The sequence below is a fragment of the Mycobacterium sp. AT1 genome (assembly GCF_002043095.1).
In the GTDB taxonomy this organism is placed as follows: domain Bacteria; phylum Actinomycetota; class Actinomycetes; order Mycobacteriales; family Mycobacteriaceae; genus Mycobacterium.
Genome location: NZ_MVOC01000035.1, coordinates 153232 through 168026, shown reverse-complemented (window position 1 = coordinate 168026; position 14795 = coordinate 153232). Strand labels below are relative to the sequence as shown.

At 66.3% G+C, this 14795-nt stretch carries 13 protein-coding genes; 10 read left to right on the top strand and 3 right to left on the bottom strand.

The window, feature by feature from the left end:
• Positions 1-69 precede the first annotated feature (69 nt).
• From fadD17 to B1790_RS16690, 3 genes are read right to left on the bottom strand one after another with little or no spacing between them, the layout of a single operon-like run.
• Positions 70-1692: a long-chain-fatty-acid--CoA ligase FadD17 gene (gene fadD17 / locus B1790_RS16700; protein WP_079924383.1), complete on the bottom strand. Its 1623-nt coding sequence runs from the start codon at positions 1690-1692 to the stop codon at positions 70-72.
• 35 nt (positions 1693-1727) lie between these two features.
• Positions 1728-2825 (bottom strand): acyl-CoA dehydrogenase family protein, encoded by a 1098-nt coding sequence (locus B1790_RS16695; protein ID WP_079924382.1) that lies wholly within the window; start codon positions 2823-2825, stop codon positions 1728-1730.
• A gap of 10 nt (positions 2826-2835) precedes the next feature.
• Positions 2836-4017, bottom strand: a complete 1182-nt coding sequence (locus tag B1790_RS16690) for an acyl-CoA dehydrogenase family protein (protein ID WP_079924381.1) — start codon at positions 4015-4017, stop codon at positions 2836-2838.
• Between the two features lie 144 nt (positions 4018-4161).
• Here B1790_RS16690 and B1790_RS16685 point away from each other — a divergent pair, with 144 nt between their 5' ends.
• The 10 genes from B1790_RS16685 to B1790_RS16640 all read left to right on the top strand — a co-directional run bounded on the left by B1790_RS16685 (position 4162) and on the right by B1790_RS16640 (position 14781).
• Complete coding sequence (locus tag B1790_RS16685; RefSeq protein ID WP_079924380.1) at positions 4162-4353, top strand: ferredoxin; 192 nt, start codon at positions 4162-4164, stop codon at positions 4351-4353.
• A 19-nt stretch (positions 4354-4372) separates the two neighbouring features.
• The gene (locus B1790_RS16680) at positions 4373-5287 is read left to right on the top strand and encodes a 3-oxoacyl-ACP reductase (protein WP_079924379.1); all 915 of its coding nucleotides are present in this window, start codon (positions 4373-4375) and stop codon (positions 5285-5287) included.
• Positions 5288-5598: 311 nt separating this feature from the next.
• Entirely contained in the window at positions 5599-6312 is a 714-nt protein-coding gene (locus B1790_RS16675) for an MlaE family ABC transporter permease (protein WP_369832361.1), read from the top strand.
• Positions 6312-7154: an ABC transporter permease gene (locus B1790_RS16670; protein WP_079924377.1), complete on the top strand. Its 843-nt coding sequence runs from the start codon at positions 6312-6314 to the stop codon at positions 7152-7154. Before B1790_RS16675 ends, B1790_RS16670 begins: the two co-directional genes overlap by 1 nt.
• Positions 7155-7166: 12 nt before the next feature.
• Positions 7167-8363: an MCE family protein gene (locus tag B1790_RS16665; RefSeq protein ID WP_079924376.1), complete on the top strand. Its 1197-nt coding sequence runs from the start codon at positions 7167-7169 to the stop codon at positions 8361-8363.
• The gene (locus B1790_RS16660) at positions 8364-9398 is read left to right on the top strand and encodes an MCE family protein (protein ID WP_079924375.1); all 1035 of its coding nucleotides are present in this window, start codon (positions 8364-8366) and stop codon (positions 9396-9398) included.
• The gene (locus B1790_RS16655; protein ID WP_079924374.1) at positions 9391-10449 is read left to right on the top strand and encodes an MCE family protein; all 1059 of its coding nucleotides are present in this window, start codon (positions 9391-9393) and stop codon (positions 10447-10449) included. The genes B1790_RS16660 and B1790_RS16655 overlap by 8 nt, the downstream gene beginning before the upstream one ends.
• Positions 10446-11861, top strand: a complete 1416-nt coding sequence (locus B1790_RS16650; RefSeq protein ID WP_079924373.1) for an MCE family protein — start codon at positions 10446-10448, stop codon at positions 11859-11861. Before B1790_RS16655 ends, B1790_RS16650 begins: the two co-directional genes overlap by 4 nt.
• A gap of 20 nt (positions 11862-11881) precedes the next feature.
• A complete protein-coding gene (locus B1790_RS16645; protein ID WP_369832360.1) occupies positions 11882-13066 on the top strand; it encodes an MCE family protein in 1185 nt (394 codons plus the stop codon).
• Positions 13066-14781 carry a virulence factor Mce family protein gene (locus B1790_RS16640; RefSeq protein ID WP_079924372.1) on the top strand — a complete coding sequence of 572 codons (1716 nt, stop codon included), beginning with the start codon at positions 13066-13068 and terminating at the stop codon, positions 14779-14781. Before B1790_RS16645 ends, B1790_RS16640 begins: the two co-directional genes overlap by 1 nt.
• Positions 14782-14795: the final 14 nt, after the last annotated feature.

The window sequence follows — 14795 nt, the reverse complement described above, 5'->3', positions numbered from 1 at the left end:
CATTTGCTCTGGCGGCATGCGACTGCAACCCGTCGTGTCCGATTCGTTCACGACGTGCCCGCCTGCCGCCTACCCTTCGCCGGATGAACGTTTCAGCGCAACCCCGTCGACGACGATGAGGTCCATGCACCCGTCGGGAAGTATGCGGACCGCATCGCCACCGCCGTCGGCAGTCCGACCGATGGCGTGTACCGGGTCGGCGCAGTCCAGTGCCTCGGCCGACAGCACACGTTTGAGCACCTTGAAGGTTTCGGTGCGCGGCAGGGCGGTGCCAATCCGCACGAACGACGGCCACTGCTTGGGCCCCAGATCCGGTTGACCGGCCAGGAAGGCGGCGAACGCCTCGGCGTCGAAGTCCGCACCGTCGGTGAGGACCAGCGCGGCCATCACCCGGTCGCCGACGGCCGGATCGGGGATCGGGTAGACGGCTGCCTCGACGACGTCGCGGTGTCGCAACAGGATTCGTTCGATCGGCGCCGTGCCCAGATTCTCGCCGTCGACCCGCATCCAGTCGCCGAGGCGTCCCGCGAAGTAGACGTAGCCCGCGTCGTCGCAGTAGGCCAGGTCGCCGCTGTGGTAGACGCCGCCGCGCATCCGCTCGGCTTCGGCGGCCTCGTCGCCGTAGTAACCGCGGAACCAGCCCCGGCCCCGAGGGTTCACCAGCTCGCCGACCTTCCCCGGTGGGCACGGTTCACCGGTCTCGACGTCGACGACGGCGATCTCGTCGGTCAACGGCCCCAGTGATCCGTCGGGGGTGTCGGGGGTTCGGGCGATGGCGATACCGCCCTCGGTCGAGCCGAACCCGTCGACGACGTAGGTGCCGAAGCGCTCCGCGAAGCGCGGCAGGTCGCGTGGCGCGCCTTCGTTGCCGTACATGAACCGCAACGGATTGTCCGCATCGTCGTCGTGAGGCGGGGTCGCGAGGACGTAGCTCAGGGGCTTGCCGACGTAGTTGGCGTACGTCGCGTTGAAGCGGCGCACGTCGGGGATGAACTGGGACGCGGAGAACTTGCGCCGCAACGCAATGGACCCTCCGGCGGCCACTGCCACCGCCCAGCCCGCCATGATGGCGTTGGAGTGGAAGAGCGGCATCGCGAGGTAGAACGTGTCGTCACGGCCCAGCCCGAAACGCTCGGCCAACATCGTGCCGGGAAACGCCACCTTCTCGTGCGTGACGCGGACGGCTTTCGGCTCACCGCTGGTGCCGGAGGTGAAGATCAGCATGTACAGGTCGTCTGGACCGGTGTCGGCGAACGTCACGGGCGTTCCGGCGTGCGACGCCAATTCGGCCGCCCAGTCGGCTGATTCGACGTCGACGACGACGACGCCGTCGGGCACTGCGTCGCCGAGGGCGGCGATGTCGTCGGTCAGCACCAGTTGGCAGTCGGCGCGGGCGACGTCGCGGGCGAAGGCATCGCCGCGCCGGGTCGGGTTGAGCCCCACCGTCACCAGCCCGGAGAGGCCGGCCGCCAGCAGGACCGACGAGAAGAACGTGGTGTTGCCGAGCATCACGCCGACGTGCGGCGGCCTTGCCGGGTCGAGACGCGCGGTCAGGGCCGCCGCGACCCGAGCGCCGGCCAGCAGGTGATCACGCCAGTTGACGAACGAATCATCTTCGTACACACCGCGATCGGTGATGTCGACCAGCGGTGCGAGTAGTTCGGTGACGGTTGGGTTGCGGTCGTCGGACACCTGTGTCTTCCCCGTCGCTTCGCTCGCCCGGACTCTCAGGCGGGCGTCTCGGCCAACTCGCGGCCGATGCGCAGCAGCTGACCGGTCGCCCCTCCGACGGCGAACTCCGTCTGCTTGGCGGCGAGGAAGTATCGATGCACGGGGTGGTCGACGTCGATGCTGACGCCGCCGTGGACGTGGACCGCGGTGTGCGCCACGCGATGGCCCGCCTCCGCCGCCCAGAACGCAGCGGTGCCGACTTCGAGATCGGCAGGCAAATCCTCGGACAACCGCCACGCCGCCTGAGTCACCGTCAACCGTAGGCCCTTGATGTCGATGTAGCCGTCGGCGAGCCGTTGGCCGACCGCTTGGAAGCTGCCGATGGGCCGGTCGAACTGCTCGCGCTCACGGGCGTACTGCGCGGTGAGCTCCAGGGCACGCTCCAGCACTCCGAGTTGAAAGGCGCTGCGTGCCAGGGTGGCTCGGGTGGTCAGCCAGGACAGCGCCTCGTCGCCACCGACCAGCCGGCTGTCGTCGAGTTCGACCCCCTGCAGGTCGAGGTGGCCGACGCTGCCGTGGCCGGTGGTGTCGAGCGACGTCGTCGACACCCCGTCGTCGGACGCCGAGACGAGGAAGACGTGGGTGCCCGAGCCGGTCTCGGCGGGCACCAGGAAGGCGTCGGCGACGGGCCCATAGCTGACCAGCGCCCGCGACCCGGTGAGGCGGTAACCCGAGTCGACGGACTGGGCCTGTACCGGGCCCTCGCCCATGTCGCCGTCCATGGCGACCGTCAGGATCTTCTCGCCAGCCACCGCAGGCGTCGCCCAATCACGTTGCAGGGACTCCGAGCCGAACTTCGCCAGGGCGCCCGCAGCGAGCACGACCGACTCCAGGTAGGGGACCGCCGCGATTTGGCGTCCGAGGGCGACCAAGACCGCGGTCTCCTCGAGAACTCCAAAACCGCCGCCGCCCAAAGACTCTGGAGCGGTGGTGGACAGGACGTCGGCGTCGACCAGCTTCGACCAGAGCTCGCGGTCGAAGCGCTCGTCTTGCTTGTCCAGTTCGCGCTGACGATCGGGTGTGCAGATCGCGTCGACGATGGAGCGTGCGAGACCGCCGAGATCGGTGGCGGCCTCAGGTGTTGAAAAATCCATGGTGGGTCCCTTAACGATTCACTCGGGGCAGGCCGAGGGCGACCATGCCGATGATGTCGCGCTGAATCTCGTTGGTGCCGCCGCCGAAGGTCAGGATCAGGCAGGAGCGGTGCATGCGCTCGATCCGACCGCGCAGCAGCGCGCCGGGAGTGTCGGTGCGCAACGTCGCGGCGGTGCCGAGCACCTCCATGAGCAGGCGGTAGGCCTCGGTGGCCAGTTCGGTGCCGTAGACCTTGGCCGCCGACGCGTCCGCGGGGGAGGGAGCGGCGTCGCTCGAGGCGAGCTCCCAGTTGATCAGCTTTAGTACCTCGGCCTTGGCGTGCACGCGGGCCAGGTTCAGCTGTACCCACTCCGAGTCGATGATCCGATTGCCGTGCACGTTCTTGGTGTTCTGCGCCCATTCGCGGACACCGTCGAGCGCCGAGTAGATCGGCTGCGCCGAAACCAGGGCCACGCGTTCGTGATTGAGCTGGTTGGTGACCAGCTTCCAGCCGGCGTTCTCCTCGCCGACCAAGGCGGACGTCGGGACGCGGACGTCCTGGTAATAGGTGGCGCTGGTGTCCACCCCCGACATGGTGTGCACCGGGGTCCACGAAAAACCCTCGGCGGTCGTGGGCATGATCAGCATCGAGATGCCGCGGTGCTTCTTGGCCTCGGGGTTCGTCCTGACGGCGAGCCACACGTAGTCCGCGTAGGCGATCAGGCTGGTCCACATCTTCTGACCGTTGATGACGTAGTCGTCGCCGTCGCGCACCGCGGTGGTCCGCAGTGCGGCCAGGTCGGTCCCGGCACCGGGCTCGGAGTAGCCGATGGAGAAGTGCAGTTCACCGGCGGCGATCTTCGGCAGGAAGAAACTCTTCTGCTCGTCTGAGCCGAAGTGCATGATCGTCGGCGCGACGCTGTTGATCGTCAGGAACGGCACGGGCACGTTGGCGATCGACGCCTCGTCGTTGAAGATCAGCCCGTCCATCGGCGGCCGTGCCTGCCCGCCAAATTCCTTGGGCCACGAGAGCGTCAGCCAGCCGTCCTTGCCCATCTGTGCCACGGTGTCGCGGTACACGCTGCCGCGACCCATCTCGCCGCCGTCGCCCGCGCTGAGCGCCTCGGCGCGCTCGGGGGTCATCAACTTGGTGAAGTACGAGCGCAACTCGCGGCGCAACTCCTCTTGCTCGGGGCTGTAGCCGATCCGCATCGCTGCTGTCCTCACTGTGTCCGCTCAGGTCTGGGGGACCCATGGTCCTCCCCGGTTGTAACACGTTCTAGTCTTGGAATCCAGGCACGGTTATTCTGATCCGACGCCGGGCGGAGATCCGCGCGGGTTTCGAGGAGGTTGTTGATGCGAGTCGAAGTCGATCGTGATCGCTGTGAAGGCAACGCGGTATGCGTGGGTATTGCCCCGGACCTGTTCGATCTGGACGACGAGGACTACGCGGTCATCAAGGCCGACCCCGTACCGGATGGCCAGGAGGACCTGGCCGAGCAGTCGGTGGCCGAATGCCCAAGAGCAGCCCTCATTCGCAAGGACTAGAGGTATTCATAAAGTGAGCATGCAGACTGACTCAACGGATCTGTCCGGACTGGTCGCGGTGGTTACCGGCGCGGCCGCGGGCCTGGGCCGCGCCGAGGCGATCGGCTTGGCCAGAGTCGGTGCGACGGTGGTCGTCAACGACATCGCCGGCGCGCTCGACAAGTCCGACGTGCTCGACGAGATCGCCGCCGTCGGCTCCAAGGGCGTCGCCGTCGCCGGTGACATCAGTGCGCGAAGCACGGCCGACGAGTTGGTTTCGACCGCCGACGGCCTCGGTGGCCTGTCGATCGTGGTGAACAACGCGGGGATCACCCGCGACCGGATGTTGTTCAACATGACCGACGAAGACTGGGACGCCGTCATCGCCGTCCATCTGCGCGGTCACTTCCTGCTGACGCGCAACGCTGCGACCTACTGGCGGGCGAAGGCCAAGGAAAACGGCGGGACGATCTACGGCCGTCTCGTCAACACGTCGTCCGAGGCGGGCCTGGCAGGCCCGGTGGGTCAGGCCAACTACGGCGCGGCCAAGGCGGGCATCACCTCGTTGACGTTGACGGCTGCGCGCGGACTCGGGCGTTACGGCGTGCGCGCCAACGCGATCGCGCCGCGCGCCAGGACGGCGATGACGGCCGACGTCTTCGGCGACGCCCCGTCGCTCGAGGACGGGAAGGTCGACGGTCTGTCGCCAGAGCACGTCGTGACGCTGGTCCAGTACCTGTCGTCGCCGGCTTCGGAAGCGGTGAACGGACAGCTCTTCATCGTCTATGGTCCAACCGTGACGCTGGTGGCGGCGCCGACCGCCGAGAAGCACTTCACCGCGGGGTCGGACGCATGGGCTGCCGACGACCTCGGCTCGACGATGAGCCAGTACTTTGCTGGTCGCGATCCCGAGCTCGGTTTCTCGGCCAATGCCCTGATGTCCTCGCGAGACTGACAGTCTTGGTTGTCACCATGTCGCGACCACTAGAACACGTTACAGAATGACCTATGTCACAGTGGCTCTGACCTGCAGTGATAGGGCAATACTGACGGATATCGCGGTTCTTTGACACTGCGAACGTGTTCTAGTTAATATGAGCCGGCTCACTAAGAGCGGCGTTAAACCGAGTAGTTGGAAGGTTGTCGCGGCTCGTAGTCACTGACTATTCGCCGTCACCGCATTTTCGACCACTCGACCCGAGAACGGAGTCCAGGTTGAAGGAACAGCTGACGGCTCCGGCGCGGGCCGTTGGCGGATTCTTCGAAATGTCACTGGACACCTTCGTCAAGGTCTTCCGCAGGCCCTTCCAGTTCCGGGAATTCCTCGATCAAACGTGGATGATCGCGCGCGTCTCGCTGGTTCCGACGCTGCTGGTCGCCATCCCGTTCACGGTTCTGGTGGCGTTCACGCTCAACATCCTGCTTCGTGAGCTCGGCGCGGCCGACCTCTCCGGCGCGGGCACCGCTTTCGGCACCATCACGCAGCTCGGCCCGGTGGTGACGGTGCTCGTCGTGGCCGGCGCAGGCGCCACCGCGATCTGCGCGGACCTCGGCGCCCGCACCATCCGCGAAGAGATCGACGCGATGCGCGTGCTCGGCATCGACCCGATCCAGCGTCTCGTAGTCCCCCGGGTGCTGGCGTCGACCCTGGTGGCGCTGCTGCTCAACGGTCTCGTCTGCGCCATCGGCATCGCAGGCGGCTACGTGTTCTCCGTCTTCCTTCAGGGCGTCAACCCCGGCGCCTTCATCAACGGACTCACCATCCTCACCGGGCTTGGCGAACTGGTGCTCGCCATGTTCAAGGCGCTCCTGTTCGGTCTGATGGCCGGCCTGGTCGGGTGCTACCGCGGATTGACGGTCAAGGGCGGGCCCAAGGGTGTCGGCGTCGCCGTCAACGAGACCGTCGTCTATGCCTTCATCTGTCTGTTCGTGATCAACGTGATCCTGACGGCAGTCGGCGTGAGAGTGCTGGCCCGATAGTGAGTTACGACGCGACACTCCGCATCCGCCGGTTCTTCCGAGGCGTGCCAAAGGCCATCGACACCGTGGGGGAGCAGGCGCTCTTCTACGGCGAGTCCGTGCGCTACATCCCCAACGCGCTGACCCGCTATCGCAAGGAGACCATCCGCCTCATCGCCGAGATGACGATGGGCGCCGGCGCCCTCGTCATGATCGGCGGCACCGTCGGCGTCGCCGCGTTCCTGACGTTGGCCTCCGGTGGTGTCATTGCGGTCCAGGGCTATTCGTCGCTCGGCAACATCGGCATCGAAGCCCTGACCGGCTTCCTCTCCGCGTTCCTCAACGTGCGCATCGTGGCTCCGGTGATCGCGGGCATCGCCCTCGCCGCGACGATCGGCGCAGGCACCACCGCCCAATTGGGCGCCATGCGCGTCGCCGAGGAGATCGACGCCGTCGAGGCGATGGCGGTGCACTCGGTGTCCTACCTGGTGTCGACGCGGATCATCGCGGGACTCATCGCGATCGTCCCGCTGTACTCGCTGTCGGTGCTGGCGGCGTTCTTCGCCGCGCGCTTCACGACGGTGTTCATCAACGGGCAGTCGGCGGGACTCTACGACCACTACTTCAACACGTTCCTGGTGCCGACCGACCTGCTGTGGTCCTTCCTTCAGGCCATCGTCATGTCGATAGCGGTGATGCTGGTGCATACGTACTACGGCTACAACGCATCCGGCGGACCCGTCGGCGTCGGGATCGCCGTCGGTCAGGCCGTCCGGACCTCGCTCATCGTCGTGGTCACCATTACCTTGTTCATCTCCCTGGCCGCGTACGGCGCGTCGGGCAACTTCAACTTGTCCGGATAGGCGGGTCGCGAGATGGGTGACGCCAAGCGCAGTCATGTGAGGATCGCCGCTGCGATCCTCGCGGCTGTCATGCTGGCGGCCGTCGTCTTCACCTACCTCTCGTACACGGCGGCGTTCACCCGCACCGACAAGGTGACCGTGACCGCGCCGCGCGCCGGCCTGGTGATGGAGACCGACGCCAAGGTGAAGTACCGCGGCATTCAGATCGGCAAGGTCGAATCCATCGAGTACGCGGGCGAACAGGCCAAGTTGACGCTGGCCATGGACAGCAGTCAGCTGAAGTTCATCCCGTCGAACGCGAAGGTGCGCATCGCAGGCACCACGGTCTTCGGGGCCAAGGCAGTGGAATTCCTGACACCCGAGGAGCCGAAGGGCGGCTCGCTGCGCCCCGGCGCGCAGGTGAACGCACCCGACGTGCAGCTCGAGGTCAACACTCTCTTCCAGTCGCTGACAAACACCCTGCAGAAGGTCGACCCGGTCAACCTCAACGCCACGCTGAGCGCGCTCGGCGAGGGCGTGCGCGGCAACGGCGACGATCTAGGCGCCACGCTCGCGGGGCTCAATTACTATCTGCAGCAATTCAATCCAAAGCTGCCCCAGCTGCAAGAGGTCTTCCAGAAGACCGGCGTCGTCGGAAACGTCTATGCCGACGCCGCCCCCGACCTGGTCACGGTGTTCGAGAACACGCCGACGATCAGCAAGACCGTCGTCGACCAGCAGGACAACCTGAACGCGACCTTGCTGGCCGCCACCGGGTTGGCGAACAACGGCACCGCCACCCTGCAACCCGGGGCCGAAGACTTGATCGCAGCCGTGCAGCGGCTGCGCGCGCCGCTGAAGGTCCTCGGTGACTACTCGCCGGAACTGGGCTGTGTGCTCAGGGGCGTCGCCCAGGCCGTCGACACGTTCGCGCCGGTGATCGGTGGCATTCGTCCCGGCCTGTTCGTCGCGTCGAACTTCCTGCCGGGCGCTCCCGCCTACACCTACCCCGAGAGCCTGCCGATGGTGAATGCCTCGGGCGGTCCCAATTGCCGTGGGCTGCCCAACATTCCGAGCAAGCAATACGGCGGTTCGTGGTATCGGCCACCCTTCCTCGTCACCGACAACGCCTACATTCCCTACCAGCCCAACACCGAACTGCAGTTCGACGCACCGTCGACGTTGCAGTTCCTGTTCCACGGCGCTTACGCGGAAAGGGACGACTTCTAGATGAAGACGGACAAGACGGTGGTCTACGTCAGCATCTTCACCGTCGCCATGTTGTTGGTGGCGGCGGGTCTGGTAGTCGTCTTCGGGCAGTTCCGCTTTGGGTCGGGCAACAGCTTCCACGCCACGTTCACCGAGGCCTCGCGTCTCAAGGCGGGTCAGGACGTCCGGATCGCCGGTGTGCCGGTGGGTTCGGTGAAGTCCGTCGAGCTCAATCCCGACAACACCGTCGACGTGGCGTTCGACGTCGACGGCCGCTATCAGCTCTACACCTCGACGAGGGCCCTCGTCCGCTACCAGAACCTCGTCGGTGACCGCTACCTCGAAATCACCTCGGGCCCCGGTGATCTGCGCAAGCTCCCGGCGGGCGCGACCATCGGGACGGCGAACACCGAACCCGCACTGGACCTCGACGCACTGCTCGGCGGACTTCGGCCCGTGCTCAAGGGCCTCGACGGCAGCAAGGTCAACGAGGTCAGCAACGCCGTCATCGAACTGCTTCAGGGACAGGGCGGATCGCTCTCGACCCTGCTCGCCACCACGTCGTCGTTCACCCAGAACCTCGCCGCTCGTGACCAGCTGATCGGCGACACCATCAACAACCTCAACGCCGTGCTCGGCACGGTCGACGAGAAGGGCGCGCAGTTCAACGCGGCCGTCGACCAGTTGCAGCAGCTCATCACCGGGCTGGCGGAGAATCGCGATCCCGTCGCGGGCGCCATTCCGCCGTTGGCGTCCGCCACCAACGATCTGACGGATCTGCTGCAAACGGGTCGCCGCCCCATCCAGGGTGTCGTCGAGAACCTCCGGCCGTTGGCGCAGCGACTCGACGAGCGCAAGGCCGACGTCAACAAGGTCATCGAGCCGCTGGCGGAGAATTACCTGCGGCTCAACGCCCTTGGCGCGTACGGATCGTTCTTCAACATCTACTACTGCTCGATCCGGATGAAGATCAACGGACCTGCGGGCAGCGACATCCTGATTCCGTTCGGCGGTCCGTCCGATCCGACCAAGGGGAGGTGCTCGGAGAATGGCTAGACCCGGCGAGAGCAACCCCGTACGCACCGGTGTCTTCGGCATCACCCTGGTGGCGTGCCTGGTGCTGGTCTCCTTCGGCTACACCGGCCTTCCGTTCTTGCCGCAGGGCAAGAACTACGAGGCGTACTTCACCGACGCAGGCGGCATCACCCCCGGCAACGACGTCAACGTGTCGGGCATCAAGGTCGGCAAGGTCAACTCGGTCGAGCTCGCCGGCGACTCGGCTCTGGTGAAGTTCACCGCGGACCGAAAGGTGCGCGTCGGCGACCAGTCCCTGGTGGCGATCAAGACCGATACGGTGCTCGGCCAGAAGTCCCTCTCGGTGACCCCGAAGGGATCGGGCAGCACGACGATGATTCCGTTGGGCCGCACCACTACTCCCTACACACTGAACACCGCGCTGCAGGACCTCGGCCAGAACGCGGGCGAACTCGACAAGCCCAAGTTCGAGCAGGCCCTTCAGGTGCTGACCGACACGTTGCGCGACGCGACCCCACAGTTGCGCGGGGCGCTGGACGGCGTCACCGATCTGTCCCGCAGCATCAACAAGCGCGACGAGGCGCTCGAACAACTGCTCGCCCATGCCAAGAAGGTGTCCGACACCCTCGCGCAGCGCTCCGGTCAGGTCAACCAGTTGATCACCGACGGGAACCTGCTGTTCGCCGCACTCGACGAGAAGCGCCAGGCGTTGAGCAATCTGATCGGCGGGATTCAGGCCGTCTCCGAACAACTCTCGGGCTTCGTCGCCGACAACAAGCGCGAGTTCGCGCCTGCCCTGCAGAAGTTGAACGCCGTGCTGGACAACCTGCTCGAGCGCAAGGAGCACATCGGCGAGGCACTTCGCAGGCTGCCCCCGTACGCCACCGCACTCGGCGAGGTCGTCGGCAACGGCCCGGGCTTCAACATCAACCTCTACGGCTTGCCCCCCGCCACGCTCTCCGAGGTCCTGCTGGACACCTACTTCCAGCCAGGCAAGCTGCCGGACAGCCTCGCCGACTACCTGCGTGGATTCATTTCCGAGCGCATGGTGATTAGGCCGAAGTCGCCATGACACAAGAGAATTCGACTGGTTCGCGCAACAGGTGGCTGCGGTTCGCCGTGGTCGCCATGTTGGTTGCCGCCTTGATCGGCGGCGTGTACGTGGTGTGGCCGTCGGCCAAGGGCCACGAGGTCGTCGCATACTTCCCGTCCACGGTGGGTCTCTACCCGGGTGACGACATCCGGGTGGTCGGTGTTCCGGTCGGCAAGATCAAGTCGATCCAGCCACGCGCCGACGACGTCAAGGTCACGATGATCGTCGACGGCGACGTCAAGCTGCCCGCCGACGCGCGGGCCCTCATCATCGCGCCGAACCTGGTGTCGGCCAGGTTCATCCAGTTCGCCCCCGCCTACACCGGTGGGGCGGTGATGGCCGACGGCGCCCAGATCGGCCTCGACCGCACCGGCGTTCCCGTCGAGTGGGACGACGTCAAGACCCAGCTCACCCAGCTCAGCGCGTCGCTCGGACCCAAACAGGGCGACATGCAGGGACCGCTGGCGTCATTCGTGAATCAGGCGGCCGACACCTTCGACGGCAACGGCGACTCCTTCCGCAACGCGCTGCGGGAACTGTCCCAGACGGCGGGGCGCCTCGGTGACTCCCGCAGCGACCTGTTCGGGACCGTCCGCAACCTGCAGGTGCTGGTGAACGCGTTGGCCAACAGCAACGAACAGATCGTCCAGTTCTCCAATCACGTGGCCTCGGTGTCGCAGGTGTTGGCCGACAGTTCCAAGGACCTCGACCAGACACTCGGCGCGCTGAACCAGGCGCTTGGCGACGTCAAGGGTTTCCTCAACGAGAACAACGAGGCGTTGATCGGCCAGATCGGCAAGCTGACCGACTTCACCAACCTGTTGACCGAGCACAGCGACGACATCGAACAGGTTCTGCACATCACGCCGAACGGCCTGGCGAACTTCTACAACATCTACAACCCGGCCCAGGGCACCGTCGGCGGTCTGCTGTCGCTGCCCAACTTCGCCAACCCGGTGCAGTTCATCTGCGGTGGCACGTTCGACGTCGGGGCCTCGCCAGACAACTACAAGCGCGCCGAGATCTGCCGTCAGCGGATGGGGCCCGTCTTGAAGCGTCTCGCGGTGAACTACCCGCCGATCCTGTTCCACCCGATCAACAGCATCACGGCCTACAAGGGCCAGATCATCTACGACACACCGGAAACCGAGGCGAAGGCCCAGACGCCGGTGCCGTACCTGCAGTGGCAACCCGCTCCCGGCGTGACGCCACCGACGCTCGGACCCGACGGCAGGCTGACCGACCTGCTCCTACCGCCACCGCCGGTTCCCGGTCAGGTGTCGCAAGTCGGTGCCCCGGCCGAGGGGTACGGACCCCCGCCCGACGGCAGTGGTCCGCTGCCCGGACCGGCACCCGGTCCGCCGTTACCAGCCGAAGCGGGGGGTGGTTAACAGTGAACAGTGAAAGAACGTTGCCTCGTAAGGCGCTGCGCATCGGGCGCAGCACCGTGGCGATCGGCTCGGCCGCCGTCCTGTCGGCAGGCTGCGCCTTCGGCGGGCTGAACTCACTCGACATGCCGGGCACCGCGGGCCACGGGAAGGGTTCGTACACCATCACGGTGGAACTTCCCGACGTGGCGACGCTGCCGCAGAACTCGCCGGTGATGATCGACGACGTGACGGTCGGCAGCGTGTCGGGAATCGAGGCGGTGCAGCGTCCCGACGGCACGTATTACGCAGCGGTCAAGGTGTCGCTTGACGGGGGCGTCGACCTCCCGGAGAACGCGACCGCCAAGGTGGCTCAAACTTCGCTGCTCGGCTCCCAGCACATCGACCTCGCCACGCCGGTCGACCAGGCGGGACAGGGCAAACTCCGCGAGGGCTCCAACATCCCGCTGTCCCGCGCTGGCCGCTATCCCACCACCGAGGAAGTGCTTTCGTCGCTGGGCGTCGTGGTCAACAAGGGCAATCTCGGTGCGCTGCAAGACATCACCGACGAGTTCTACAACGCCGTCGCGGGCCGCTCCGGTCAATTCGCCGACCTGCTCCCGCGACTTGCGGAGCTCACCTCGTCCCTGGACCAGCAGACCAACGACATCGTCGCCGCCATGGACGGGTTGAACCGCTTCGCGGGCATCCTCGCCAACGGAAGGGACAGCCTGGGACGCGCCCTCGACTCGCTGCCCGCGGCGCTCAAGGTCCTCAACGAGAACCGAAGCAACATCGTCGACGCGTTCGCCGCGCTGCAGACGTTCGCCGGGGTGGCGTCGCACGTCTTGTCGGAGACCAAGGTCGACCTCGTCGCCGACTTCAAGGATTTGTATCCGGTCATCAAGGCGCTCAACGACAACGTCGACGACTTCATCAAGGATCTCGAAATCCTGCCGACGTTTCCCTTCCACTACAAGTACCTGCGCAACGCGGTCCGTGGCGACTACCTGAACGTATTCGTGACGTTCGACCTCACGCTGCGCAGGACGGGTGAATCGGTGTTCACCACCTCGAAGGGCCTCGACCCGAACATGAAGCACATGTCCGAGATCATCAACCCGCCGGACTTCCTCGTCGGGGCGATGGCGAACCTCTCCGGACAAGCCGCCGACCCGTTCAAGATCCCGCCGGGCACGGCGACCCAGCACGACGGGGGGACTCCCTGATGCTGGACCGTCTGACACGTCTGCAGTTGACGATCTTCTCGATCGTCACCGTCGTCTGCGTTGGCGCCATCTCGGCGTTCTATCTCCACCTGCCCGCCGCGGTGGGCATCGGCGCGTACCACATCACCGCGGAGTTCAAAGCCGGTGGTGGGCTTTACCAGAACGCCAACGTCACCTACCGCGGTGTGACGATCGGCCGCGTCGAGAACGTCAGCCTCGACGACACCGGCGTGGTCGCCTCGATGCGGCTCAACACCGACACCGACGTACCCGACAACGTGACCGCGACCGTCAAGAGCGTGTCCGCCATCGGCGAGCAGTACGTCGACCTGGTGCCGCCGAAGGACGCCTCGACGAAGCTGCTTCGCGACGGCGCCAACATCGGCCTCGACCGCACCGCCGTCGGCCAGGACATCGCCGTACTGCTTGAGCAAGCAGACACGTTGGTGAGCAGCATCGGCGACGCGCGCGTACAGGACCTGTTGCGCGAAACGTTCAAGGCGTTCAACGGATCCGGCCCCGAGCTGGCCAGGATGATCCAGTCGTCACGGCTCCTCGTCGACGAGGCCAACAACAACTACGGCCAGATTTCGCAGTTGATCGATCAGGCCGGACCGTTCCTCGACTCGCAGATCCGCAGCGGTGACGACGTCAAGTCGCTCGCAGACGGTCTCGCCCGTTTCACCACTCAGCTTGCGAAGGCCGATCCGCAGGTCCGGTCGGTACTGCAGACCGCACCCGGTGCCGCGCAGGCCGCGAACACCACCTTCGACGGCATCCGCCCGAACTTCCCGATGCTCGCCGCCAACCTGGCGAACGCCGGCCGCATCGGCGTGATCTACCGCAAGTCGATCGAGCAGGCGCTGGTGATCGTCCCGGCGCTGTTCGCCGCGCTGCTCACCGTCGGTGGCGGATTGCCCGCCGACGAGGGCGGCAAGCTCGACTTCAAGGTCAACCTCGGCGACGCGCCGCCCTGCTCGACGGGTTTCATCCCGCCGGCGATGATCCGGTCGCCCGCGGACACCACGCTGCGCGAGCTGCCGACTGACCTGTACTGCAAGACCGCTCAGAACGACCCGTCGGTGGTGCGCGGTGCCCGCAACTACCCGTGCCAGGAGTTCCCCGGCAAGCGCGCGCCGACGGTGCAGCTGTGCCGGGATCCGCGCGGCTACGTGCCGATCGGCAACAACCCGTGGCGCGGTCCGCCGGTGCCCTACGGCACGCCGGTGGAAAACGGCCGAAACATCACGCCCCCCAACAAGTTCCCGAACATCCCGCCAGGGGCGGACTACGACCCGGGACCACCCGTCGTGCAACTGCCGCCTGGCGTGCCGCCAGGACCGGGGCCCGCGCCCAACGCCCCGTTCCCGCTGCCGGTGCCGCCAAGTGACCTTGGACCGCCGCCACCGCCGCTGCCGTTCTACGCGCCGCCGGACCAGATCGTCCCGCCGTACGGCAGGACGCCGCCAGGGGCAGTTCCGCCGCCGGCGATCGCGCCACCCCCGCCGGCCGAGCTTCCGCCGGGTCAGGGGCCGCTCCTCCCGTCGGAGGCAGTGCCACCGCAGGCAAGTGGTCCCACCACGGCGACGTACGATTCGAAGAACGGCGTCTTCGTCGACCCCGCAGGGGGCACGGGCGTCTACGCCGACGGCATGGACAAGGTGAACTCCGCGGAGACGTGGGTGGATCTGATGTTGGATCCACGACAGGCGTAAGTGAACAACCGCTC